This window comes from Reyranella sp. (assembly GCF_965249915.1).
GTDB lineage: Bacteria > Pseudomonadota > Alphaproteobacteria > Reyranellales > Reyranellaceae > Reyranella.
The window spans coordinates 2,369,618-2,391,105 of record NZ_OZ252257.1 but is presented as its reverse complement, the minus strand read 5'-3'; the positions used below and the strand labels follow the sequence as shown (position 1 = coordinate 2,391,105).

Here is a 21,488-nt window from a genome sequence, read left to right as displayed (position 1 = left end):
GCTTACACTGGGGGAATGACCAGGAGCCAGGATTTCCCCCAGCCGGTCGCCGGCACCGTGGTGCCGCGCTTCGGCGACGTCGCCACCTTCATGCGCCTGCCGCTGTTCCGCGACCCGTCGGAGGTCGAGATCGGCATGGTGGGCGTGCCGTGGGACGGCGGCACGACCAACCGACCCGGCGCGCGGCACGGCCCACGGCAGATGCGCGATCTCTCCACGATGATGCGGCGCATCCATCACGTGACGGGAATCGCGCCCTATGAGCTGGCCCGGTGCGGCGATCTCGGCGACGCGCCGGTCAATCCCGCCAGCCTCGACGATTCGCTCGACCGCATCGAGAAGCACTATGCGAAGCTCCAGGCCGCGGGCGTGGTGCCTTTGTCTGCCGGCGGCGACCATCTGATCACGCTGCCGATCATGCGCGGCATCCGCAAAGGACTACCGCCGCTCGGCATGGTCCATTTCGACGCCCACAGCGACACCTGGGACAGCTATTTCGGCGGCTTCAAGTATACGCACGGCACGCCCTTCCGGCGCGCCGTGGAAGAGGGGCTGCTCGACCCCAAACGCGTGGTCCAGATCGGCATCCGCGGTTCGCTCTACAAGGCCGACGACAACCAGTGGGCCCTCGACCAGGGCATGCGCGTGATCACGATCGAGGAGTATTTCGATCTCGGCGTCGAGAAGGTGATCGCCGAGGCGCGCGGCGTCGTCGGCAGCGGCCCGACCTATGTGAGCTTCGACGTCGACGGTCTCGACCCGGCCTATGCGCCGGGCACCGGCACGCCCGAGATCGGCGGCTACACCCCGCACGAGGCCCAGCGCATGCTGCGCGGCCTGCGCGGCCTCGACCTGGTCGGCGGCGACGTCGTCGAGGTCTCGCCGCCCTTCGACATGAGCGGCAACACCGCGCTCGTCGGCGTCACGATGATGTGGGAAATCCTCTGCTTGCTCTCCGAAGCGGTGGCGCGGCGGAAGGGGCGTCTGACGACCTAGTAGAGAATTTCGTCAGCGCTTCTTTTTGGCCTCGGCGGCAGACCGGCTGCAGCCCGCCAATTCGAGGCATACGGGATCGCGAGCCGCCGCCTTCAGGATCGACTCCAGCAATCCGGGGAAGCGCGCTTCGAGGTCGTCGCGGCGCAGGCTGATGTAGCGGCCCGTGCCCTCGACGCGCGTGCGGATGAGGCCCGCCTCGCGCAGCCGCGCGAAGTGATAGGTCAGATTTGATTTCGCGCCGATGGCGTTGAAATTCCCGCACTGGAGCTCGGATTCGCCCGGTCCTAACTGGGCGAGCCTGTAGACGACCACCAGCCGCGTCGGATCGCTCAGGCAATCGAGCAACATCGGCAATTCGATCTGTTCGGGTGCGGGGTGCACAGGAGAACGCGCCATGCGGTCAGGCTATCACCGCGCGTCGTTGGGAACAATAGTTCGAAAGTTACTGAACAATTGACTCTCCGTTCAGCTAGTTCCATGGTTCAAAGAATATTGAACTATGAGGTTCATTGATGAACTTGTACTGGCTGGCGCTGACGGCTTTCGCGATCGGCACCGAGGCGTTCGTGATCACGGGCCTCCTTCCGATCATCGCCGCCGACATCGACATCTCGATCGCCGACACGGGACTGCTGGTCACCGTCTATGCGCTCACCTACGCCGTTGGCTCGCCAATCCTCGCGGTCGTCTTCAACAATATCGATCGCAAGCGCGCCATGGTGCTGGCGCTCGTGTTTTTCGTTGCGGGCAACCTGGCGGCCGCCGCGGCGAACGGACTTGCGATGTTGCTGGTCGCTCGGATGGTGATGGCGGTGGCCGCCGGCCTCGCCATCCCGACGGCGAATGCCGTGGCCATCGCGCTTGCGCCGCCTGAAAAGCGCGGGCGCGCCATCGCCGTGGTGTCGTCCGGCATGACGGTATCGACCGTGCTCGGGGTTCCCCTGGGCACCATGGTGGGGGACAGCTTCGGGTGGCACGCGACTTTCCTCCTGGTTGCGCTGCTGGGAGTCATGGCGCTTGCGGGGCTGGTTTTTGGGCTGCCGCGTGGGCTGCCCCGCAGCGCCGCAACGCTCGCGCAACGCCTCGCCGTGGCACGAAATGGCGCGGTGTTGCGCACCCTGGCCGCCACGACGGTATGGGCAGCGTCCATCTTCACGGTCTTCACCTACATCGCCGTCGCGTTGCACGACGTCGGCATGGCGGCGTCGGGCGTCAGTTTCGCTCTGCTGGTCTTTGGCATTGCCGCGGCCATCGGCAATACGGCGGGTGGACGGCTGGTCGATCGCTTTGGGTCCAGGCCGGTCGCGGGCATTGCTCTTGCCCTGTTGACCGTCGCCCTCGCCGCGGAATCGTTCACGCTGAAAATGGCTCCACCCGAGATCGCCGCGCCCGCGATGGTGCTGCTGCTGTTCTTGTGGGGACTTGGCGGCTGGGCTTTCTACGTGGCCCAGGTCGTCACGCTGGTGCGGCTTTCGCCGGAGGCGCCGATGATCGCTTTGTCGCTCAATGCCTCCGCCATGTATCTGGGCATCGGGCTGGGCGGCATGATCGGCGGTACGTTGCTTGCGGCGCTCGGTACGACCGATCTTGGCTGGGTCGGAGCCTGCGGACTGGCCTTGGCCCTGGCGCTCACACTGTGGCGCAAGACGGTGGCAACCCCGTAGGGTCGTTGCGTCGGGACTCTGGCGGAATTGCGGGCGGCGGCGCTATCCTCGGCGCATGCGCGCCTTTCTGCTCAGCCTCGTCCTCGCCTTCGTCGCGTCATCCGCCTCGGCCCAGCCGGTGCCGCGCTGGATGACGCTCCCGCCCACGCCCACGCTGCCGCCGGCCGTGAGCAGCGGCCATGCGCCGGTCAACGGCATCTCGATCTGGTACGCGACCTTCGGCAGCGGGCCGCCGGTCATCCTCCTGCACGGCGGGCTGGCCAACTCGAACTACTGGGGCCACCAGGTTCCCGAACTGGCGAAGACCCACCGGGTGATCGTCATGGACAGCCGCGGCCACGGGCGCAGCACGCGGGACGAACGGCCGTACGGCTACGCGCTGATGGCGTCCGATGTGTTGGGGCTGATGGACTATCTCGGCGTGCCGCAGGCCGCGGTGGTGGGCTGGAGCGACGGCGCCATCATCGGGCTGAGCATGGCCATGTCCCACCCGCAGCGCGTGTCGCGCCTCTTCGCCTTCGCCGCCAACTCCGACCCTGGCGGCGTGAAGGACGTGGACAAGAGCCCCGTGTTCAGGAGCTTCATTGCCCGCGGCGAGAAGGAGTACGAGGCGCTCTCGGCCACGCCGCGCGAGTACCGGAAATTCGTCGAGGAGATCAGCACCATGTGGGCGACGCAGCCCAACTGGACGGCCGCCGATCTTGGCGGCATCAATGTCCGCACCTGGATCGTCGACGCCGATCGCGACGAGGCGATCAAGCGCCAGAACACCGAGTTCATGGCCGAGGCGATCCCCAATGCGGGGCTGTTGCTGCAGCCGGAGGTCAGCCACTTCTCGATGCTCCAGGCGCCGCAGCAGTTCACCGACGACGTGAAGCGCTTCCTCGACCGGAAGTGGGACTGAGCCTCGATCGCAGACGCGCTCCGACCCGGCCTGCGGGCGGCCTCGTGAGACGCACAACCGAAATAAACGAAATAAACGAAACAAACGAAGCCAATGTCGCACCCCTGCGGGCGAGCGCCCAATCTGCAGGCGAACTGCGACTAGGAGGCCAGTTCCAGGATCTCCTTCACCTCGGCGGGCGTCGGGATCGGGCGCGGATTGCGCGGCACCCAGGGGGTGCCCATCGCCTGCTGGGCGATGCGGTCGAACTGCTCGCGGCCGATCTTCACGTCGGACAGGTGGCGCGGCATGTCGAGGCCGCGGATGAAGCGGTCGAGCACGTCGCCCGCGTCTTCGCCCGGATGCCCCATGGCGTTGGCGATCAGCGCCTGGCGGTCGGCATTGGCCGGCTTGTTCCAGCGCATCACCCACGGCAGCATGATGCAGGACGTGTGGCCGTGCGGGACGTCGAACACGGCGCCCAGCACGTAGCCGATGCCGTGGCTGGCGCCCATCGGCACACCGGCGGCGATGCCGGTCATGGAGAGCCAGGAACCGGTCTGGCAGTCGAGGCGGGCGGCCATGTCCGATGGATCGGCCTTCACGCGCGCGAGCCCCCGCGCCAGCAGCGACAGGCCGTGCAGCGACGAGGCGTTGCTGTATTCGGTCGATTCGAGGGAGCAGACGCCCTCGACGCAGTGATCGACGGCGCGGATGCCGGTCGAGAGCAGGAGCCACATCGGCGTGTGGCGCGTCACCTCGGGGTCGAGGATGACGGCCTGCGGGATGGTGAGGGGATGGCGGAACATCTCCTTTACCTTCGTGGCCTCGTTGGTGACGCCGGCGATGGCGGAGAATTCGCCGGCCGACAGGGTGGTCGGGATCGAGATCTGGCGCACGGTCGGCGGCGCCACGTCCGACTGGCCGCGGATCCGGTCCATGTCCTCGGGCGTGCGGACGTCGTTCGACAGGCAGAGCTGGACGGCCTTGGCGGCGTCGGTGATCGAGCCGCCGCCCAGGGTGACGATCAGGTCGGCGCGGGCCTCGCGGGCCTGTTCGGACGCGGCGACCACGGCGCTGCGCGGCGAATGCGCCGGCATCCTGTCGAAGGTGCCGACGCACTTGTTGCCCAGCGCCCGGCGCAGCTTCTCGATCTCGTCGGTTTCCCGGTTGAGGGTACCGCTCACCATCAGGAAGACGCGGTTGGCGCCCTGGCGCTCGACCAGTTCCGACAGGGCCTCGGCGGCCGGCCGTCCGAACACCACTTCTTCCATTTTGCTGAAAACGATACGGCCTGAAGCGGTCATGCTCATCTCCCTGTAATTTTGCTATCGTGGCGGCGAAAACAGGCAAGGGAAAGCATGACCGGCACACGGGATGGGGCGATCGCCCGCGCAGAGAAATATTTCGACGAGGGCGGCTTCCTCGAGGAGCTGCAGCGCCGGGTCGCCATTCCGACGACCAGCCAGGAGGCCGGGTCCATGCCGGCCCTGCAGCAATACGTCTCCGGCGAGATGACCGAGTCGCTGCAGAAGCTGGGCTACGACTGCACGGTCCTGCCCAATCCGCGCAGCGAGTACGGCCCGTTCCTGATCGCCCGGCGGGTCGAGGACCCGTCCAAGCCGACCGTGCTGACCTACGGCCATGGCGACGTGATCCGCGGCCAGGAGGAGCAGTGGCGCTCCGGCCTGTCGCCCTGGAAGATCGTGATCGAGGGCGACAAGATGTACGGCCGCGGCACGGCCGACAACAAGGGCCAGCACACGATCAACATCGCAGCCCTCGCCTCCGTCATGCAGGAGCGTGGCTCGCTGGGCTTCAATTCGACGATCCTGATCGAGACCGGCGAGGAGACGGGTTCGCCCGGCCTCGCGGACTTCTGCAAGGCCAACAAGGAGGCGCTCAAGGCCGACGCCCTGATCGCCTCGGACGGCCCGCGGCTCGACCATCGCCGGCCGACCATCTTCGGCGGCACGCGCGGCACGCTGAACTTCAACCTCTCGCTGACGATGCGCGAGGGCGGCCACCATTCGGGCAACTGGGGCGGGCTGCTGGCCAATCCCGGCATCATCATGGCCCATGCCCTGGCCACCATCACCGACGAGCGCGGCCAGATCAAAGTGCCGGAGTGGCGGCCCACGACGCTGACCAATTCGATCCGCGCGGCGCTGGCCGACGCCCATCCCGATGCGGGCGAGGGCGCGCCGGAGATCAACGAGGATTGGGGCGAGAAGTCGCTCACGCCGGTGGAGCGCGTGTTCGGCTGGAACAGCTTCGAGATCCTGGCCTTCAAGACCGGCAACCCCGACCGGCCGGTCAATGCGATCCCGCCCAGCGCCGTCGCCTACTGCCAGCTGCGCTTCGTCGTCGGCACCGATCCGCACGAGATCATCCCGGCGCTGCGCCGCCATCTCGACAGGCACGGTTTCGGCATGATCAAGATCGAGCAGGCGCGCGACGTGATCATGAGCGCAACCCGCCTCGATCCCGAGAACCCCTGGGCGAAGTTCGCTTCCGGCTCGATCGAGAAGACGGCGGGCCAGAAGCCGAACATGCTGCCCAACCTGGGCGGTTCGCTGCCCAATGAGGTGTTCACCGACATTCTGGGCCTGCCGACGGTGTGGGTGCCGCACTCCTACGCCGCCTGCTCGCAGCATGCGCCGGACGAGCACCTGCTGGCGCCGGTCGTCCGCGACGGGCTCAGGCTGATGACCGGCCTGTTCTGGGATTTGGGGGCACAAGGCCGGCCGGGCTAAGCTCCCGCCCGATGATTTCCGCCGAAGAGGCCGCAGACCTGATCGAAGCCATCGCGACCCGCCAGGATCGCGCTGCCTTTGCACGTCTGTTCCAGTATTTCGCACCTCGCGTGAAGGCATTCATCATGCGTGGCGGCACCGATCCGGAGGTGGCGCAGGAAGTCGCCCAGGAAGCCCTGATCATGGTCTGGCGCAAGGCCGCCAGCTTCGACCGGGCCAAGGCCTCGGCCTCGACGTGGATCTATACCATCGCCCGCAACAAGCGGATCGATCACCTGCGGCGCAACAACCGGCCGGCGATCGATACCGAGGACTGGCTCACGGTTTTTGCACCGGAAGACGACAGCGCCGACAAATCCGTTCTCGCGGGGCAGACGTATACGCGGGTGAAGGAGTTACTCGGGGGGCTGTCTGCCGATCAGCTGTTGGTGATCGAAAAGGCGTTCTTCGAGGACAAGACCCACACGGCCATCGCCGAGGAACTGAAGCTGCCCCTCGGGACGGTGAAGTCGCGTATCCGCCTGGCGTTGGCCCGCCTGCGGGAAGCACTGGAGAAAGACGAGTCATGAGCCGCCATCCGGCGCCCGACGAAATTCTGCTGGATTATGCCGCGGGCGCCTTGCCGGACGGGCCGGCGCTGGCCGTGGCCCTGCATGTCGCCCTGGATCCGCAGTCGCAGCGCACGATCGACCGGCTGAACGCCGTGGGCGGGGCGCTGATCGAGCGCGAGCCGGTCCCCGACCTGGGTGGCGGAAGCGAGGATGCGGCGCTCGAACGGGCACTGGCTCGCCTCGATGAGGTGCCGGTGGAGCCGCGACCCGCTGCTCCCGGCCGACGTCATCCCGCGTTCGACTGGGCGCCGGCGCCGCTGGTGCCGCATCTGCGGCCCGGCATGGACTGGCGCAGGGTGATGGGCAAATTCGACGAAATCCGGCTCGACCTGCCCGGTGACTTCCATCGCGTTTCGCTGCTGCGCCTCGAGTCGGGGCGCGGCCTGCCCGAGCACAAGCATGACGGCTATGAATATACGGTCGTGCTGCAGGGCGGTTATACCGACGATACCGGCAATTACGGCGTGGGCGATTTCGCCGTGGGGCCGGGCGACCACAGGCATGAGCCGATCGCCGATCCGGGCGAGCCCTGTATCGCCTTGATCGTGGTCGAGAATCCCATCGTGCTGACCGGTCCGTGGGGTCGCTGGCTCAATCCGCTGGTCAGTCGCGGCTGGATCTGAAGCGGCGTTGACCGCGCAAGGGGTTCCCTTCAGGTTTGCGGCCTGAAGAGAGGACCCCTATGCCGCGCATTCCGTACTACGAAGTCGAAAACGCCACAGGCAAGCATGCCGAGCTGCTCGGCAAGCTCAACCCCATGCTCAACATCTACCGGATGCTGGCCAACTCCGAGCAGGGCGCGAAGGGCTTCCTGCGCATGGGCAACGGGCTGCTGTATCGCTGCGAGCTTGATCCGGTGCTGCGCGAACTCGCCATCATCCGTGTCGGTCGCCTGAGCCGCACCGCCTACGAAGTCTTCCAGCACGAGCGCATCGGTCGCGACGTCGGCGTGAGCGAGGAGAAGATCGCCGCCCTGCGCGACGCGACCATCGAGGCGGCCGCCTTCACCGACAATGAAAAGGCCGTGCTGCGCTACACCGACGACGTGGTGCGCAACGTCCGCGCGTCGGACAAGACCTTGAAGCCCGTGCAGGCCTTTCTGACGCCGGGTGCGCTGGTCGAACTCACCCTGACCATCGGCTATTACATGATGGTCTGCCGCTTCCTCGAATCGATGGGTGTCGACGGGGAAGAGGGCCAGGCCGAGTGGCTCAAGACGGCCAAGCTGTAAGCGTCGAGCGTAGGAGTAGAGAGATGGCGTACCGCGTCCTGATCGCGCAGTTCATGCATGAGACCAACACCTTCAGCAAACTCAAGACGACGCTGGAGGATTACCGCAAGCGCTGGCTGATCGAGGGCGAGGAGATGGTGCCGCGCTTCACCGGCACCAAGAACGAAGTCGGCGGCTATATCGACTCGGTGAAGAAGTACGGCTGGGAGCCGGTCTGGGCCGCGGCGGCGAATGCCACGCCCTCCGGCAAGCTCACCAGGGAGACCTGGGAGCATATCCGCGACCTGATCCTCGACGCGGCGAAGAAGGCGGGCAAGCTCGACGCGATCTGCCTGTCACTGCATGGCGCGGCCGTCACGGAAACCGAGGACGATGCCGAGGGCGCGCTTCTCGAGGCGCTGCGCGGCATCGTCGGTGCGGACATTCCTATCGTTGCCACGCTCGACCTGCACGCCAACGCCACCGTGAAGATGGCCAAGCATGCCAATGCGCTGGTGAGCTATCGCACCTATCCGCACATCGATGGCTACGAGCGCGCGGTGCAGGCGGCGGCGCTCGTGCAGGACGCGCTCGAAGGCAAGAAGAAGCCCACGTGCCTGCTGGTCCAGCCGGCGATGCTGCAGGGCGCCGATTCCGGCAAGACCACGCAGCCCGGCCTGATGCGCGATCTGCTGGCCAAGGCCGACGCCTTCGAGAAGGAGCCGGGCATCAACGTGGTCAGCGTCCAGGCCGGCTTCACCTGGGCCGACATTCCCTACACCGGCCCGTCGATTGCGGTGAGCCACGAGCCGGGCGCCGAAGGCCGCGCGAAGGAGGCGGCGGCCGCGATCCTCGACGAGATCTGGAAGCGCCGCACCGAGAACACGTCGAACTTCCGTCCCGTGGCCGAAGCCATTGCCGCCGCCAAGGCCGGCGCGGGCAAGGAGGGGCCCCTGGTCGTGGCCGACGGCACCGACAATCCGGGCGGCGGCGGCTACAACGACACGACGCCGGTGCTCCAGGCCCTGATCGACGCGAAGGTCGAGAACGTGGCCTTCGGCACGATCTACGATCCCGGCACGGTGCAGCAGGCGATCAAGGCCGGCGTCGGCGCGGAGATCGACGTCGAGCTGGGCGGCCATACCGATCCCTCGATGGGCGCGCCGGTGAAGGCCCGCGCACTGGTGAAGATGCTGTCGGACGGTTCGTTCAAGAACGACGGCCCGATGAATGCCGGTGTCGAGACGTCGATGGGACCGACCGCGGTGTTGCGCATCGGCGGCATCGACGTCGTCACCATCTCCAACCGCATCCAGACCATCGACCTGCAGGTCTTCCTGAGCCAGGGCATCGACCCGCGAACCAAGAGCGTGGTGGTGGTGAAGAGCGTGCAGCACTTCCGGGCGGCCTATGCGCCGATCGCCCGCGAGGTCGTGCTGGTGGATTCCGGCGGCATCTGCTCGCCGGACATCTCGCGGCTGAAGTTCACCAAGCTGCGGCGGCCGATCTGGCCGCTCGACGGCGTCAACGATCCCTACGCGGGGCAGCGCCCCTGAGCCTTGGCACGACACTGGCATGAGGATGGGCATGAACATCACACGCGAGGCGCCCCTTCCGGGCGCATCCTTCGGCGCAACGCTGCGACTGGACGGCGATGCAGCAAAGATCGTGGCGGCGGCCGAGAGCGATCCGAAAGCGCTCCCGGCAGCGCTGGCCGAGGCGAAGGGGCTGCTGCTGATCCAGGGCATGAACGGGATCTCCGGCGATCCCGACCTGCTCATTCGCCTCAGCCGCGTCTTCGGCCCGGAGGTCGAGGATTACCGGCACACGCTCACCGACCTGAAGTCGGTCCATGTCTCGGTGCCGGAAATCCTGCTGGTGTCCAACATGCCGCCGGTTTCCAAGGCGCCGCCCAAGCGCCCCGAGCCGCCGCTGGCCGCCGATGGTCTGATCCCGACCCAGTATCCCCATCGCATGGGTTGGCACACCGACCAGAGCTATCGCCGGCCGCCGCCCGACATCTCGCTGTTCTATGCCGTGACGCCGGCCCAGCGCGACACCGGCCAGACCCTGTTCGCCAACGGCATCCTGGCCTACCAGGCCCTGCCGCCGGCGTTGAAGGCGAAGGTCGACACTCTGGTCGGCCTGCACGCCCAGCCGGGGAGCGGCCGCTCACGCGAGGCCGCCCTGGCCGGGCGCACGCCGCGTGCCTTCGCGGTCCATGAGCGCTCGCAGCCGCAACCGGTCGTGCGCACCCATCCGGTGACGGGCGAGAAGTCGCTCTTCCTCTGCGAATGGGGCCAGATGGACTGGTTCGAGGGGCCGTTCGTGGGCATGGAACCCGGCCCGCACGGCGCGGGCGCAGCGCTGCTCGACGAGATCATGGCGCACTATACGGAGCGTCGCTTCTGCTACGCCCATGAATGGACGGAGGGCGATCTCCTGATCTGGGACAATCGCTGCCTTGTGCACGCCGCGACCTGGTTCGACGGCGATCGCGAGGGCCGGCTGATGTGGCGCACGACGGTGCACGGCAATCCCGGCGCCGCTTACGCCAGCGAGAAGAAGAGCTGGATTCCGGCAGCCGTAGCCTGAGGGCGCGCTTCAGCGCTTCTGACGGAAGAAGGTCGTGAGCGCATAACGGCGCCCCCGGGTGACCGGGCCGACCGCGTGCAGCAGGGAGCAGGAGAAGACGGCGGCGGCGCCCGCGGGCGGGCTGACGCGCACGCTGGCATATTCCGGAAACACCAGCTCGCCGCCGTCGAAATCGTCGTTGAGGTTCAGCGACACGGCGAAGGCGCGATCGGCCGTCGTCGGCGCGCCATTGTCGCGATGCGCGGCGAAGAAGTGCTGGCCCTCGGCGCTGTAGGACAGCACGACATGGGAGTCGAAGGTGAATTCGCGATCGAAGGCGAAGACCTTCGTGAGTTCGGGCCCGATTCGATAGGCCAGCCGATCGGACACCGCCTTCAGCATCATCGGCTCGACGATCGTATAGTCCTCGGTGCGCTTCAGCGCCGCCATGTCGACATTGCCGTAACGGCTGGAGACGCCTGAATCTCTATGGTCGCCCTTGCCCCACAGGCGGATGAGCTGGGTGCAGAAATCCGGCTCGAAGACGCGCGGCAGGACGAGGACCGGCGCCATCGCCGTGTTCAAGCACAGGTCGGCGCCGCCGTCGGCGCGCACCGACGCGGCAAGCGCGCCGATCGCCTCGGCCGCGGCCAGGAGCGCGCGCGTGTCGAAGGTACCGGCCACCCGCTGGTTGGGATCGAGCACGATCACGCGCTGGCGCATGCCTATGCCCTGGCCGAAGGACACCGCGCCGGCCTGGGAGAGAAACGCCGGCAGGAACTGGCCCTTGCCGTCGCACAGCAGCAGCGGCTCTTCAGCCTCTGCGCCGAGCTTCTTCCAGAGCGTCCCGGCCGCTGCGACCGGATTGCCGGCGACTACAACGAGCTTGGTCGAGGCGGCAGCACAGGCCTCGCGAAGGGAGACGAACTGCGCGGCATCGAGGGCGGCGAGATCCGCCACCGCGAGGAGGGCGACCGGGTCGCCATTGAACGACCAGACGAACTTGCGGAGTTTGCCGTCGAGCCCCGGCAGCACGAAGTCGGGGAGGCGGTCACCGGGTCGAAGAGACAGCGTGCTGGTCATGGCCGCTGTTAGCAGTGGGTCGGGCCCGGTTCAAGCACGCGCAGCTTATGCCTATTTCGGTTATGCAGACACGAAGCAAGACAGGACGTCGTTGATTTCGGGAGGTTTGGTGGTGTGCCTGGAGGAGCAGGTATCGTCGGTGGCCTCGCAACGCGCGGAGCAGCCAGCAGTTCACCAAAGCGTAGGCTCGGCTAAGGAAGTTTCGGAGTTTCCTATTGGCGGTCTGGCAAGGTCGCTCGGTCGTGTGTTCTGCAATCAAGAACATCACCGCACGCCAGGACGCTGCAGCTAAACCCAAAAGCGTCAGCCTTATGCGGGTCACTTTCGAATATCACGCCGCGGACCCTCGTAGCGGGAAAGGTATCTTCCAAAAAGTTGGATGACGCGCCTTCTGGTCCCGTCATCCAATAACCTTTGCCGTGATTGAGAGGCACGAATTTCTTCCAGCCACTCTGATAAGACGAATGAAGCCTCAGCGGAGCGTTCTCATCTATGAGGCGCATGATAGCTTCGTCACGTTGATAGTGTTGACGCACTTTCTCAATGGCTGCGACATCATCCTCGATCAAGGGTCCCCTCCAGCAACGCGCCAGGATTAAGGCTGGACGGAGGATGGTGTCCATATGAGCGATCAATACCGTGCTGATCAGAAGCGTGCTGATCAGGAACACTCCCCGAATCATGCGCTTCTTCAACGTCTATTTCTCTGGTCGCCGAGACCGGGCGGAAAGCCAATATGACATTCCTTGGCAGACGGCTGGAATAGCGTTGCGGAGCCTGCTGCCGAGAAGGAGGTGAGCCACCGGCATACTGGACGCGCCGGGCTCGTTGCGCCGCGCGTCGCCGCAGTGTTTGGAGAAGGGGACGCGACGGGTCGGCACCCTCACCCCTCCGCGAGGCCTTCCAGCAAAACGGCGATGGCCTCCGCTCCCGGATCCGGAACGCCCTCGAGGTGCGAGGACGAGACATAGGTCGAACGGCCGGCGCGAGCGGACGGCATCCGGGCGGTGGCGTCGGCCCCGGCGCGCGCGGCTTTCGCGGCTTCGTCCAGCCCCTGCGGCAGCGCCTGGAGAGCCGGCGCGATGGCGTCGATCATGGTGCGGTCGCCGGGCTTGGCGCCGCCATAGGCCATCATCTTCGCGAGGCCGGCCGACAGGGAATTCTGCCAGCTCGCACCACCCGATGCGGACTGACTGGCCGCCGAGAAGAAGATGGCGAGCAGAACGCCCGACGAGCCGCCCATAGAGCGCGCGAGCGCGTCGCTCGTGGCGGCGAAGAAGCGGTCGAGCCTGGCCAGCGGCATCAGGGGCAGAGCCGCCTGCAGGTGACGCGCGGCGGTGGCGACCGTCGACCCGGTATCGCCATCGCCTACCCTTGCGTCGAGCGCGTTGAGTTTCCCCTCGGCGCCGATGAGAATGTCGCAGGCACGGCTCACGAGCGCGCCCAGCGCCGGGTTCCGGCTCGCCCGCTCGGACTTCTTCTTCATTTCGCGCGGCAGCTTCACGAGCTTTGGTTTCGTGTGGGCATGGACCTTCGGCCAGACCAGCGGGCTGGCCGGGGAGAGCAGGGCCTTCTCGAAATCCGGCGTCAGGGGCAGAAGGCTCAGGGAGAAGCCATGCATGTCGAGAGAGGACACCAGCGTGGCGGGGCCCAGCACCAGTTTGACCTTCGCGCCGCGCCGGCTCGCCAGCACCTCGTTGGTGAGCAGATTCATCTCCAGCGCCGTGGTCGAGCCGAGGTTGTTGACCAGAAGGGCATAGGAGCGGGCCGGCTTTGCCGCCGCGAAGAGGCGGTCGAGGAGCACCAGGGCCGCCTGGCGGGCGCCTTCGAAATTCACGAGGTCGACACCCGGCTCGCCATGGAGCCCGAGGCCCAGTTCTGCCTTGCCGTCGGGAACGCGGTCCTCGCGGCCGATGCCGGGCAGCGTGCAGGAGGAAAGCGAGATGCCGAGCGAGACCACCTGGTCGGCCGCCTTCCGGGCCATGGCGGCGACGGTTGCGAGGTCTGCGCCCTGCTCGGCATAGTGCCCCGCCACCTTCTCGACGAACATGACGCCGGCTATTCCGCGCGGCTGAGGAGCGTCGGGCAGCGCGATGTCGTCCTTCACGATGACGACCTCGACCTTCTTGCCGAGCGCGCGGGCGCGTTCCACGGCGAGGCCGAAGTTGAGACGGTCGCCGGTGTAGTTTTTGAAGATGACGAGGCAGCCGCCTTTGCCCGTCACCGCCATGATCGCGGCGAACACGGCGTCGATCGACGGCGAGGCAAAGACATCGCCGCAGACGGCGGCGGTCAGCAGGCCCTTGCCGACGAAGGAAGCGTGGGCCGGCTCGTGGCCGGACCCGCCGCCCGCGACGATGGCCACGCGACCGGGCTTATGGTCGGTGCGGAGAACGACCTTGATGCCGGGATAGCCGTCGAGGCGCGCCAGGTTGGCGGCGCCGCTGCTGCGCAGGAGTCCGTCGATCGCGTCGACGACGAGACTGTCCTTGCTGTCTATGAATTGCATGGCGGTCCCACGTCGTCCGGTTGCGGCGAGGTGAATCGTATAGCCGGTGACGGGCAGGGGGCGGAAGCGGACTTGCCCGGCGGGCGATCCTTTAGGCGGGCGAGCGCCGCACCAGCGTCCACCAGCCGACCAGGCCGACGATGCCGGTGATGGCGACGCCGATGCCGATGTTCATCTGCGTGTCGTGCGGCACGTAGCCGACCGGCAGCGTGAGCACCGCGGCGGTGACCATCTGCACGAAGCCCATCAGGGCGGAGGCGGCGCCGACCCGGGTGGCGGGGACGGCGGACAGGGCGCTCGCCATCGCGTTGGGCATGTTGAGCCCGTTTCCCCATCCCATCAGCATCAGCGGTACGATCAGCGCCAGCGGCGTGACATAGCCCAGCGCGGCGGTTGTCATCATGGCCACGGCGCCCAGGGTCAGGATGCATTGGCCCACCGGGATCAGGATAAGGCTTTTTACCCGGCCCTGCAGGCGGCTGGAAACCAGGCTGCCGAGGACGAAGTTGCCCGCCCAGGCGAGCGTGAACCAGCCGAACGTTTCGACGGCTACGCCCATGACCTGGATCAGCAGGATGGGGCCGCCCGAAAAGAAGACATTGAAACCGGCCGAGGCACAGGTGGTGGCGGTCATGAGACCGATGAAGCGGCGCTCGCGCAGCACCGCGCGGAAGCCGTCGAGATAGTCGCGCACGACACCCGTTGTGCGCGGAGCGGCCTTGGGCGCGGTCTCCGCGACGATGCGCCAGACCAGGACGAGCACCGCCACCCCGCAGGCGGCCGTGAACCAGAAATTGCTGCGCCAGCCGAAGAAGCCGAGCAGCTGACCGCCCAGCAGCGGCGAAAGCGCCGGCGCCAGCGCCATGGAAGAGGCCATGTAGCCCATCGCGCGGGGGGCTTCGGGGCCGGTCCGGCTGTCGCGCACGATGGCGCGGCCCAGCACCACGCCGCCGCAGGCGCCGCAGGCCTGGATCAGGCGTGAGGCGATCAGGGTCTCGATCGTCGGACTGAGCGCGCAGCAGACGCTGCCGATGGTGAACACGACGAGGCTGGCCAGCAGCATCGGCCGCCGGCCCACGCTGTCCGAGAGCGGCCCCACGGCCAGCTGGGCAAAGGCGAATGCGAACAGGTAGATCGACAGCGTGAGCTGGGCGGTGCCGTAGGAAACGCTCAGGTCGCCGGCGATGGTCGGCAGCGACGGAAGGAAGATGGTCAGCGCCATCTGCGAGGAGACGGTGGCGCTCATCAGCAGCCAGATCGGAGGTTTGGTCGTGCGCATGCGCGGCAATTTCACATGTCCGCGACAGGCGGAGTGGCCGGCTCATAGCAGCCTTCGACGGACCGGGGCAGTGCTGCGGTCCGTCAGGCGGTCGGCAGGCGCCCCTGGACCGAAAGCTGGCCGCCATCCATTCGCTGCATCACCACGATCTCGCCGCTGCCGGGAAAGATCTGGCTGAGAGCCGTCACCACGACCTGGTGCGTCACGAACACGGCCGGTTTCGCGAGGTCGAGCTGTCCGATCCACTGCCGCAGGGCCTCGATCTGCGCGGCTTCGCGCGCCCGGTCTCGAAAGAAGGAATTGAGCAGCGGCTGCGGGCGCACCTCACCCAGCTTCGTCAGGCTCGCCGTGTCGAGACAACGGCACCACTGGCTGGAGTAGATCTGGGCGGCGGCGATCCCGTTGGCACGGAACAAGTCGCCGATCCGGGCGGCCTGCGCGCGCCCCTCGGCCGACAGGTTGCGTTGCGTCGCGCAATCGTCGAGGCGGAAGCCCGGTGGATCGTCGGTTCCGGGCGCCGTGGCATGCCTAATCAGCGCAAAGGACCCGGGGCGGCGCAGGGAAGCCCAAGGGTCGCTTTGCGCTGAAGCGGAACCAAGGGCGCTCGAGAGCGCAACCCCGGCGAGCCCTGAGATCAGGCCTCGGCGCGTTCGATCGGAGCGTCGGAGGTCAGGCGCGGGACGTGTCACGTCGCGACGTTAAGGGCGGCTCACCTGCGGGTCCACGGCGACGGCCCGCGCTCACTGTGCTTTGATCGACCGTGAGCCCGCTTCTTTCAGAGCCGCGCGAACCACCTCCGGCTCGCTTCCGTGATAGTCGACTGAGACTTCGATCTCGCCGCCGAGTTCCGGCGTGCCGCGCTTTTGTTGGCCATGGCCGCTCTCGACGTCCGCGCCTGCAGCCCTGACGCCCGCCGAATTCGACTCGCCCCGCGCGCGGATGAAGATGTCGGTTCGTGGGACCGCATGGGCCTGAACAAGATGCTCGACGGCAATCTCGGCGTCGCGTCGTGTCTCGAAGTTGGCGACGATCGTCCGCTCCATGCTCTTCTCCGTTTGTTGTGCTGGAGCTTCAACCGGCCCGGCTGCAAACGGTTGCCGGCCTCGATTGAGCCACGGACAAGCGTTGCAGCGGGATTCTCCGTCGCTACTGCTGCGCCCGGTCGGCGTGTGGTTCGTTCACGGCGCCGGCCAGGCTAGGGCTTCGCCAGCGGCAAGATGTTCGAGGGGACGGGCGTACCCCGCGTGGAAATGGGCTCGCCGGCAAGCCATCGCCTGGCCTCGGCCTCCTCGGTGAAGAGGCGAAAGCGCCGTGACGCGCTCATGCGATCCTTCAGGAGGATCGCCATGTCGACCAGCAGGGGCGGCGGAGTCCTCCCCATCACGATCGCAATGGGCCCCGCGGTAGGGGCATTGTTTCGGGCGTCCTCTGAAATGAGCCTAAGATCGTCCGGCGCCAACACGATGTCGGACCGGTGCAGATCGAACAGCTTCCGATAGTGGGCGGCTCCCTCCGTCTGCATCGCCTGGCGATAGGCGCGGATGAAAGACAGGTCGAAGAGGCCAACGCCGCTTACGACGACGAGACCGTCCGGTTCGTGGATTTCCCAGCCCAAGGCGCCCATGTGCTGCTCCGACGTTCCATCTGCGGATGCAGATGGTCAACCTTCCGTCCACGTTCCACAACGTCTGTGATAGGGATTGTTTAATTGCGCGATCACTCCTGGGGATCACGGCTCGGGGTGGTCAGTAATTTGGCGGGCTCTCATCCAGGCTGGGCCTGAGGGCATCTACCAATCTACCGCGTGATTTCCGGAGGGTAGATGGTGGGCGCTGTAGGGATTGAACCTACGACCCCACCCGTGTGAAGGGTGTGCTCTCCCGCTGAGCTAAGCGCCCGGAAGGCGCGCGTATAGGGCAGGCGGGCTTGGCCGTCAACGGGCCGATGCGAGTTGGGCCAATGCCGCGGGCAGGGCGTCGAAACGGTCGATCACGGCGTCGGCGCCCAGCTCGCGGGCAGGCCTGGCCGTATAGCCCCAGCTCACCAGCACGGCCGGGATGCCCGCGCCGCGCGCGGCCTCGGCGTCGTGCGTCGAATCGCCGATCATTACGGCCCGCTTGGGATCGCCGCCCATGCGTTCCAGCAGCATCAGGATGTGGCGCGGGTCGGGCTTGCGGACGGGGAAACTGTCGGCGCCGGCCACGTCGATGATCGGCGGCATCAGCCTCAGATGCTCGAGAATCATGCGCGACGGCTTCTCGAACTTGTTGGTGCAGACGCCCTGCTTCAGGCCGAGGCGGGCGAAAGTCGCGACCACGTCGGCGACGCCGGCGAAGGCGGTGGTGTGGCTGATCGGATCGGCCTCGTAGTAGCGCACGAATTCGCGCGTCACCGCGGTCAGGGCCTCGTCGTCCAGCGACCGGCCGTACTTGGCGAAGGCCTTGCCCATGGTCACCTTGCTGCCCTGGCCCATGAAAATCCGCACATCCTCCTCGCTCACGGGCGGCAGGCCGTGGTCGGCCAGCACGTGGCTGACGGCCAACTGCATGTCCTTGGCGCTGTCGATCAGGGTGCCGTCGAGATCGTACAGGACGGTCCCGAAGCGGGCGGTGATGAGTTTCTCGGCATCTGTCTGCATGCCGTTTTCTCTAGCACATCCGCCTTGCCCACCCGCCAGTCGCGTGGCATCCGACGGGCATGAAATCACCCATTGCCGTGGTCGTGCTCGCCGCCGGCGCCGGGACCCGCATGAAATCGGCGCTGCCGAAGGTCCTTCACCCCCTGGCCAACCGCCCCATGCTGGCTCACGTGCTGGCCAATGCAGCGGCACTGAAGCCCGCCCGCATCGTGGGGGTCATCGCACCCGGTGCGACGGAAGTGGCCAAGGCCTTCGCGCCCCATCCGACGGTCGTGCAGAAGCGCCCGCTGGGAACCGGGCATGCCGCCAGGGCGGCCCTCGGCGCGCTCGAGGGGCACAGGGGGCCCGTGCTGGTCGTGTTCGGCGACGCACCGCTCGTCACGACGGCCAGCCTGCGCAAGCTGGTCGCGGCCTGCGCGAGGGCAGGGGCTGCGGTCGGTGTGCTGGGCTTCGTGGCCCGCGATCCCACGCCCTATGGCCGGCTCATCGTCGAGGACGGCGAGCTGTTGAGGATCGTCGAGAGCAAGGATGCCGATGCGACCGAACGAACCGTCGCCTTCTCCAACTCCGGCGTCATGTGTATCGACGGCAAGTTGATCGCGTCGCTGCTCGGCGCCCTGCGCAACGACAATTCGAAGCGCGAATTCTATCTCACCGACGCCGTGCGGCTGGCGCGTGAGGCCGGCCAAAAGGCGATCGCCGTGGCGGGCGAGGAGGCGGAATTCCAGGGCGTGAATTCGCGGGCCGAACTGGCCGTGGCCGAGCAGGCGCTTCAGCAGCGCCTGCGCGCCGCCGCGATGGCGGGCGGGGTCACGATGACGGATCCCGGCACGGTCTGGCTGTCGGCCGACACGAAGTTCGGCACCGACGTCAGGATCGGCCCGAATGTACGGTTCGGCCCGGCGGTTAGCGTCGGCTCCGACACGGTCATCAACGCCTTCTGCGACATCGAGGGCGTGCGCATCGGCCGGGGCGTCCTCGTCGGGCCGTTCGCGCGAATTCGTCCGGGCTCGGAGGTCGCCGACGGTGTCCATATCGGCAATTTCGTCGAGCTCAAGGCCACGCGCATGGGCAAGGGCGCCAAGGCCAATCACCTGGCCTATCTCGGCGACTCCGATATCGGGGCGGGCAGCAACATCGGGGCCGGCACGATCGCGGTGAACTACGACGGCTACGGCAAGCACCGCACGGTGATCGGTCCCGACGTGTTCATCGGCTCCAACAGCTCTCTAGTTGCGCCGCTCAAGGTCGGCCGGGGCGCCAACGTCACGGCCGGCAGCGTGGTGACGGAGGACGTTCCGGCGGATGGCGTGGCGTTCGGCCGGGCCCGCCAGGTCACAAAGAAGGGGCGGGCGACGGCGCTTCGTGCGAAGCTGCAGGACCGGGCGGCAGCCGCCAAGAAGGCGGCCAGCGAACGTTCCGGCAACAAATAATCCCCCTCCCTGTCGAGACAATCCCATGTGCGGCATCATCGGCATCATCGGCAAAGCGCCCGTCACGCCTCTTCTCGTGGACGCGCTGAAGCGGCTCGAATATCGCGGCTATGACTCGGCGGGCGTCGCCACCTTGGTGAACGGGCATATCGACCGCCGGCGCGCCGAAGGGAAGCTGGTGAATCTGGAAGAACGTGTCAGGGAGGAGCCGCTTCCCGGTACCATCGGCATCGGCCACACGCGCTGGGCCACGCATGGCAAGCCCTCGGAACGCAATGCCCATCCAATCGCCACCGACCGGGTCGCGGTCGTGCACAACGGCATCATCGAGAACTTCCAGGAGCTGAAGGACGAGCTGGTCGCCAAGGGCCGCCGCTTCGAGAGCGATACCGATACCGAGGTGGTGGCACAGCTGCTGACCGCAATGCTCGACGAGCAGAAGTCGCCCGAACAGGCAATGGGCGAAGCGATGGGCCGGCTGCGCGGCGCCTTTGCGCTGGTCGTGCTGTTCAGTGGCCGTCACGACATTCTGCTCGGTGCCCGCCGTGGCAGCTCGCTCGCCGTCGGCTATGGCGATGGCGAAATGTACATCGGCACCGACGCGCTGGCGCTGGCCCCCTTCACCCGGAAAGTGAGCTACCTCGAGGACGAGGACTGGGTCGTGCTGAGCCATGGCGGTGCGAAAGTCTACCAGGGCACCCAGGAAGTGACCCGTGAAGTCCGCCAGAGCGGCATCACGGGGGCGATGATCGGCAAGGGCAATCACCGCCACTTCATGCTCAAGGAGATCCACGAGCAGCCGGCGGTGATCGGCGACACGCTGCGCAGCTACCTCGATCCCGCGACACGTATGGTGACCCTGCCGCAGCTGCCGGTCGATTGGGCGAAGGTGAGCCGCCTTACCATGACGGCCTGCGGCACGGCGTTCTACGCCTGCATGATCGCGAAGTACTGGTTCGAGCAGCTCGCGCGGCTGCCGGTAGAGGTCGAGGTCGCGTCGGAGCTGCGTTACCGCGAGCCGCCGCTGCCCAAGGATGGTGTTTGCATTGCCGTCTCGCAGTCTGGCGAGACGATCGATACGCTGGCGGCGATTCGCTATGCCAAGGCCAACGGCCAGACCATCCTGTCGGTGGTCAACGTCCCGGAGAGCGCGATCGCCCGCGATTCGCACGGTGTGTTGCCGACCTTGGCGGGCCCCGAGATCGGGGTCGCCTCGACCAAGGCCTTCACCACCCAGCTCACCGTCCTGCTCTGCGCTGCGATCGCCGCCGGCCGCGCGCGCGGTACCCTGAGCGCGGCCGACGAGGCCAAGATCGGGCTCGCCCTGACCGAGCTGCCGGCACGGGTCAACGAAGCTCTGAACATGGAAGAGCAGTACCGCCAGATCTCCGAGGATGTCCTCGCCGAGGCGCGCGACGTTCTCTATCTCGGCCGCGGCACGTCGTTCCCGGTGGCGCTCGAGGGCGCACTGAAGCTGAAGGAAATCTCCTACATCCACGCCGAGGGCTATGCCGCCGGCGAGATGAAGCACGGGCCGATCGCGCTGATCGACGAGCTGGTGCCGGTCGTGGTTGTGGCGCCCAACGATTCGCTGTTCGACAAGACGGCGTCGAATTTCGAGCAGGTGAAGGCGCGCGGCGGCAAGCTGGTGCTCCTGAGCGACGCGGCCGGCGTCGCGCGACTGGGCGCACAGGCGGTCGCCACGCTCACCCTGCCGGCAGTCGACCCCGTCGTGGCGCCGATCCTCTACACCATCCCGGTGCAGCTGCTGGCCTACTACACGGCCGTCGCCAAGGGCACCGACGTCGACCAGCCGCGCAATCTCGCCAAGAGCGTCACGGTCGAGTAGCGG

General features: G+C 67.0%; 21 protein-coding genes and 1 tRNA gene. 11 read left to right on the top strand and 11 right to left on the bottom strand.

Annotation, left to right across the window (positions count from 1 at the left end; translation table 11 throughout):
• The first annotated feature begins 15 nt into the window (after positions 1 to 15).
• On the top strand, positions 16 to 996 hold the full coding sequence (gene speB / locus ACP15H_RS11870; RefSeq protein WP_425066387.1) for an agmatinase: 981 nt from the start codon (positions 16 to 18) through the stop codon (positions 994 to 996).
• A 12-nt stretch (positions 997 to 1,008) separates the two neighbouring features.
• Here speB and ACP15H_RS11865 read toward each other — a convergent pair whose 3' ends face one another.
• Positions 1,009 to 1,392, bottom strand: coding sequence for an ArsR/SmtB family transcription factor (locus ACP15H_RS11865; RefSeq protein ID WP_425066386.1), 384 nt, complete (start codon positions 1,390 to 1,392; stop codon positions 1,009 to 1,011).
• A 116-nt stretch (positions 1,393 to 1,508) separates the two neighbouring features.
• Between ACP15H_RS11865 and ACP15H_RS11860 the strand changes: the two genes are divergently transcribed.
• The gene (locus tag ACP15H_RS11860) at positions 1,509 to 2,660 is read left to right on the top strand and encodes an MFS transporter (protein ID WP_425066385.1); all 1,152 of its coding nucleotides are present in this window, start codon (positions 1,509 to 1,511) and stop codon (positions 2,658 to 2,660) included.
• A gap of 55 nt (positions 2,661 to 2,715) precedes the next feature.
• Positions 2,716 to 3,564: an alpha/beta fold hydrolase gene (locus ACP15H_RS11855; protein ID WP_425066384.1), complete on the top strand. Its 849-nt coding sequence runs from the start codon at positions 2,716 to 2,718 to the stop codon at positions 3,562 to 3,564.
• 140 nt (positions 3,565 to 3,704) lie between these two features.
• Here ACP15H_RS11855 and ACP15H_RS11850 read toward each other — a convergent pair whose 3' ends face one another.
• On the bottom strand, positions 3,705 to 4,850 hold the full coding sequence (locus ACP15H_RS11850) for an iron-containing alcohol dehydrogenase (protein ID WP_425066383.1): 1,146 nt from the start codon (positions 4,848 to 4,850) through the stop codon (positions 3,705 to 3,707).
• A 54-nt stretch (positions 4,851 to 4,904) separates the two neighbouring features.
• Between ACP15H_RS11850 and ACP15H_RS11845 the strand changes: the two genes are divergently transcribed.
• Genes ACP15H_RS11845 through ACP15H_RS11820 form a run of 6 tightly spaced genes read left to right on the top strand, consistent with a single transcriptional unit; the run spans position 4,905 to position 10,715 of the window.
• Positions 4,905 to 6,299: a M20 family metallopeptidase gene (locus ACP15H_RS11845; RefSeq protein ID WP_425066382.1), complete on the top strand. Its 1,395-nt coding sequence runs from the start codon at positions 4,905 to 4,907 to the stop codon at positions 6,297 to 6,299.
• An 11-nt stretch (positions 6,300 to 6,310) separates the two neighbouring features.
• Positions 6,311 to 6,868 (top strand): sigma-70 family RNA polymerase sigma factor, encoded by a 558-nt coding sequence (locus ACP15H_RS11840; RefSeq protein ID WP_425066381.1) that lies wholly within the window; start codon positions 6,311 to 6,313, stop codon positions 6,866 to 6,868.
• On the top strand, positions 6,865 to 7,533 hold the full coding sequence (locus ACP15H_RS11835) for a ChrR family anti-sigma-E factor (protein WP_425066380.1): 669 nt from the start codon (positions 6,865 to 6,867) through the stop codon (positions 7,531 to 7,533). Before ACP15H_RS11840 ends, ACP15H_RS11835 begins: the two co-directional genes overlap by 4 nt.
• Before the next feature lie 59 nt (positions 7,534 to 7,592).
• Positions 7,593 to 8,141, top strand: coding sequence for a carboxymuconolactone decarboxylase family protein (locus tag ACP15H_RS11830; RefSeq protein ID WP_425066379.1), 549 nt, complete (start codon positions 7,593 to 7,595; stop codon positions 8,139 to 8,141).
• Between the two features lie 23 nt (positions 8,142 to 8,164).
• Positions 8,165 to 9,676 carry a M81 family metallopeptidase gene (locus ACP15H_RS11825; protein WP_425066378.1) on the top strand — a complete coding sequence of 504 codons (1,512 nt, stop codon included), beginning with the start codon at positions 8,165 to 8,167 and terminating at the stop codon, positions 9,674 to 9,676.
• 31 nt (positions 9,677 to 9,707) lie between these two features.
• A complete protein-coding gene (locus ACP15H_RS11820) occupies positions 9,708 to 10,715 on the top strand; it encodes a TauD/TfdA dioxygenase family protein (protein ID WP_425066377.1) in 1,008 nt (335 codons plus the stop codon).
• Between the two features lie 9 nt (positions 10,716 to 10,724).
• On the opposite strand, the gene ACP15H_RS11815 is transcribed toward ACP15H_RS11820, so the two are convergent.
• The 9 genes from ACP15H_RS11815 to ACP15H_RS11775 all read right to left on the bottom strand — a co-directional run bounded on the left by ACP15H_RS11815 (position 10,725) and on the right by ACP15H_RS11775 (position 18,203).
• The gene (locus ACP15H_RS11815; RefSeq protein WP_425066376.1) at positions 10,725 to 11,777 is read right to left on the bottom strand and encodes a prolyl hydroxylase family protein; all 1,053 of its coding nucleotides are present in this window, start codon (positions 11,775 to 11,777) and stop codon (positions 10,725 to 10,727) included.
• A gap of 212 nt (positions 11,778 to 11,989) precedes the next feature.
• Complete coding sequence (locus ACP15H_RS11810; RefSeq protein ID WP_425066375.1) at positions 11,990 to 12,472, bottom strand: hypothetical protein; 483 nt, start codon at positions 12,470 to 12,472, stop codon at positions 11,990 to 11,992.
• A gap of 188 nt (positions 12,473 to 12,660) precedes the next feature.
• Positions 12,661 to 14,286 carry a dihydroxyacetone kinase subunit DhaK gene (locus tag ACP15H_RS11805; protein WP_425066374.1) on the bottom strand — a complete coding sequence of 542 codons (1,626 nt, stop codon included), beginning with the start codon at positions 14,284 to 14,286 and terminating at the stop codon, positions 12,661 to 12,663.
• Between the two features lie 91 nt (positions 14,287 to 14,377).
• The gene (locus ACP15H_RS11800) at positions 14,378 to 15,565 is read right to left on the bottom strand and encodes a multidrug effflux MFS transporter (RefSeq protein ID WP_425066373.1); all 1,188 of its coding nucleotides are present in this window, start codon (positions 15,563 to 15,565) and stop codon (positions 14,378 to 14,380) included.
• Positions 15,566 to 15,648: 83 nt separating this feature from the next.
• A complete protein-coding gene (locus tag ACP15H_RS11795) occupies positions 15,649 to 16,254 on the bottom strand; it encodes a histidine phosphatase family protein (RefSeq protein WP_425066372.1) in 606 nt (201 codons plus the stop codon).
• 51 nt (positions 16,255 to 16,305) lie between these two features.
• Complete coding sequence (locus ACP15H_RS11790) at positions 16,306 to 16,608, bottom strand: hypothetical protein (protein WP_425066371.1); 303 nt, start codon at positions 16,606 to 16,608, stop codon at positions 16,306 to 16,308.
• A gap of 152 nt (positions 16,609 to 16,760) precedes the next feature.
• Positions 16,761 to 17,189, bottom strand: coding sequence for a hypothetical protein (locus tag ACP15H_RS11785; RefSeq protein WP_425066370.1), 429 nt, complete (start codon positions 17,187 to 17,189; stop codon positions 16,761 to 16,763).
• Between the two features lie 199 nt (positions 17,190 to 17,388).
• Positions 17,389 to 17,463: transfer RNA gene (locus ACP15H_RS11780), tRNA-Val, on the bottom strand.
• A 35-nt stretch (positions 17,464 to 17,498) separates the two neighbouring features.
• A complete protein-coding gene (locus ACP15H_RS11775; RefSeq protein WP_425066369.1) occupies positions 17,499 to 18,203 on the bottom strand; it encodes an HAD-IA family hydrolase in 705 nt (234 codons plus the stop codon).
• Positions 18,204 to 18,262: 59 nt separating this feature from the next.
• Here ACP15H_RS11775 and glmU point away from each other — a divergent pair, with 59 nt between their 5' ends.
• Positions 18,263 to 19,636 carry a bifunctional UDP-N-acetylglucosamine diphosphorylase/glucosamine-1-phosphate N-acetyltransferase GlmU gene (glmU, locus tag ACP15H_RS11770; protein ID WP_425066368.1) on the top strand — a complete coding sequence of 458 codons (1,374 nt, stop codon included), beginning with the start codon at positions 18,263 to 18,265 and terminating at the stop codon, positions 19,634 to 19,636.
• Positions 19,637 to 19,661: 25 nt separating this feature from the next.
• Positions 19,662 to 21,485: a glutamine--fructose-6-phosphate transaminase (isomerizing) gene (glmS, locus tag ACP15H_RS11765; protein WP_425066367.1), complete on the top strand. Its 1,824-nt coding sequence runs from the start codon at positions 19,662 to 19,664 to the stop codon at positions 21,483 to 21,485.
• Positions 21,486 to 21,488 lie beyond the last annotated feature (3 nt).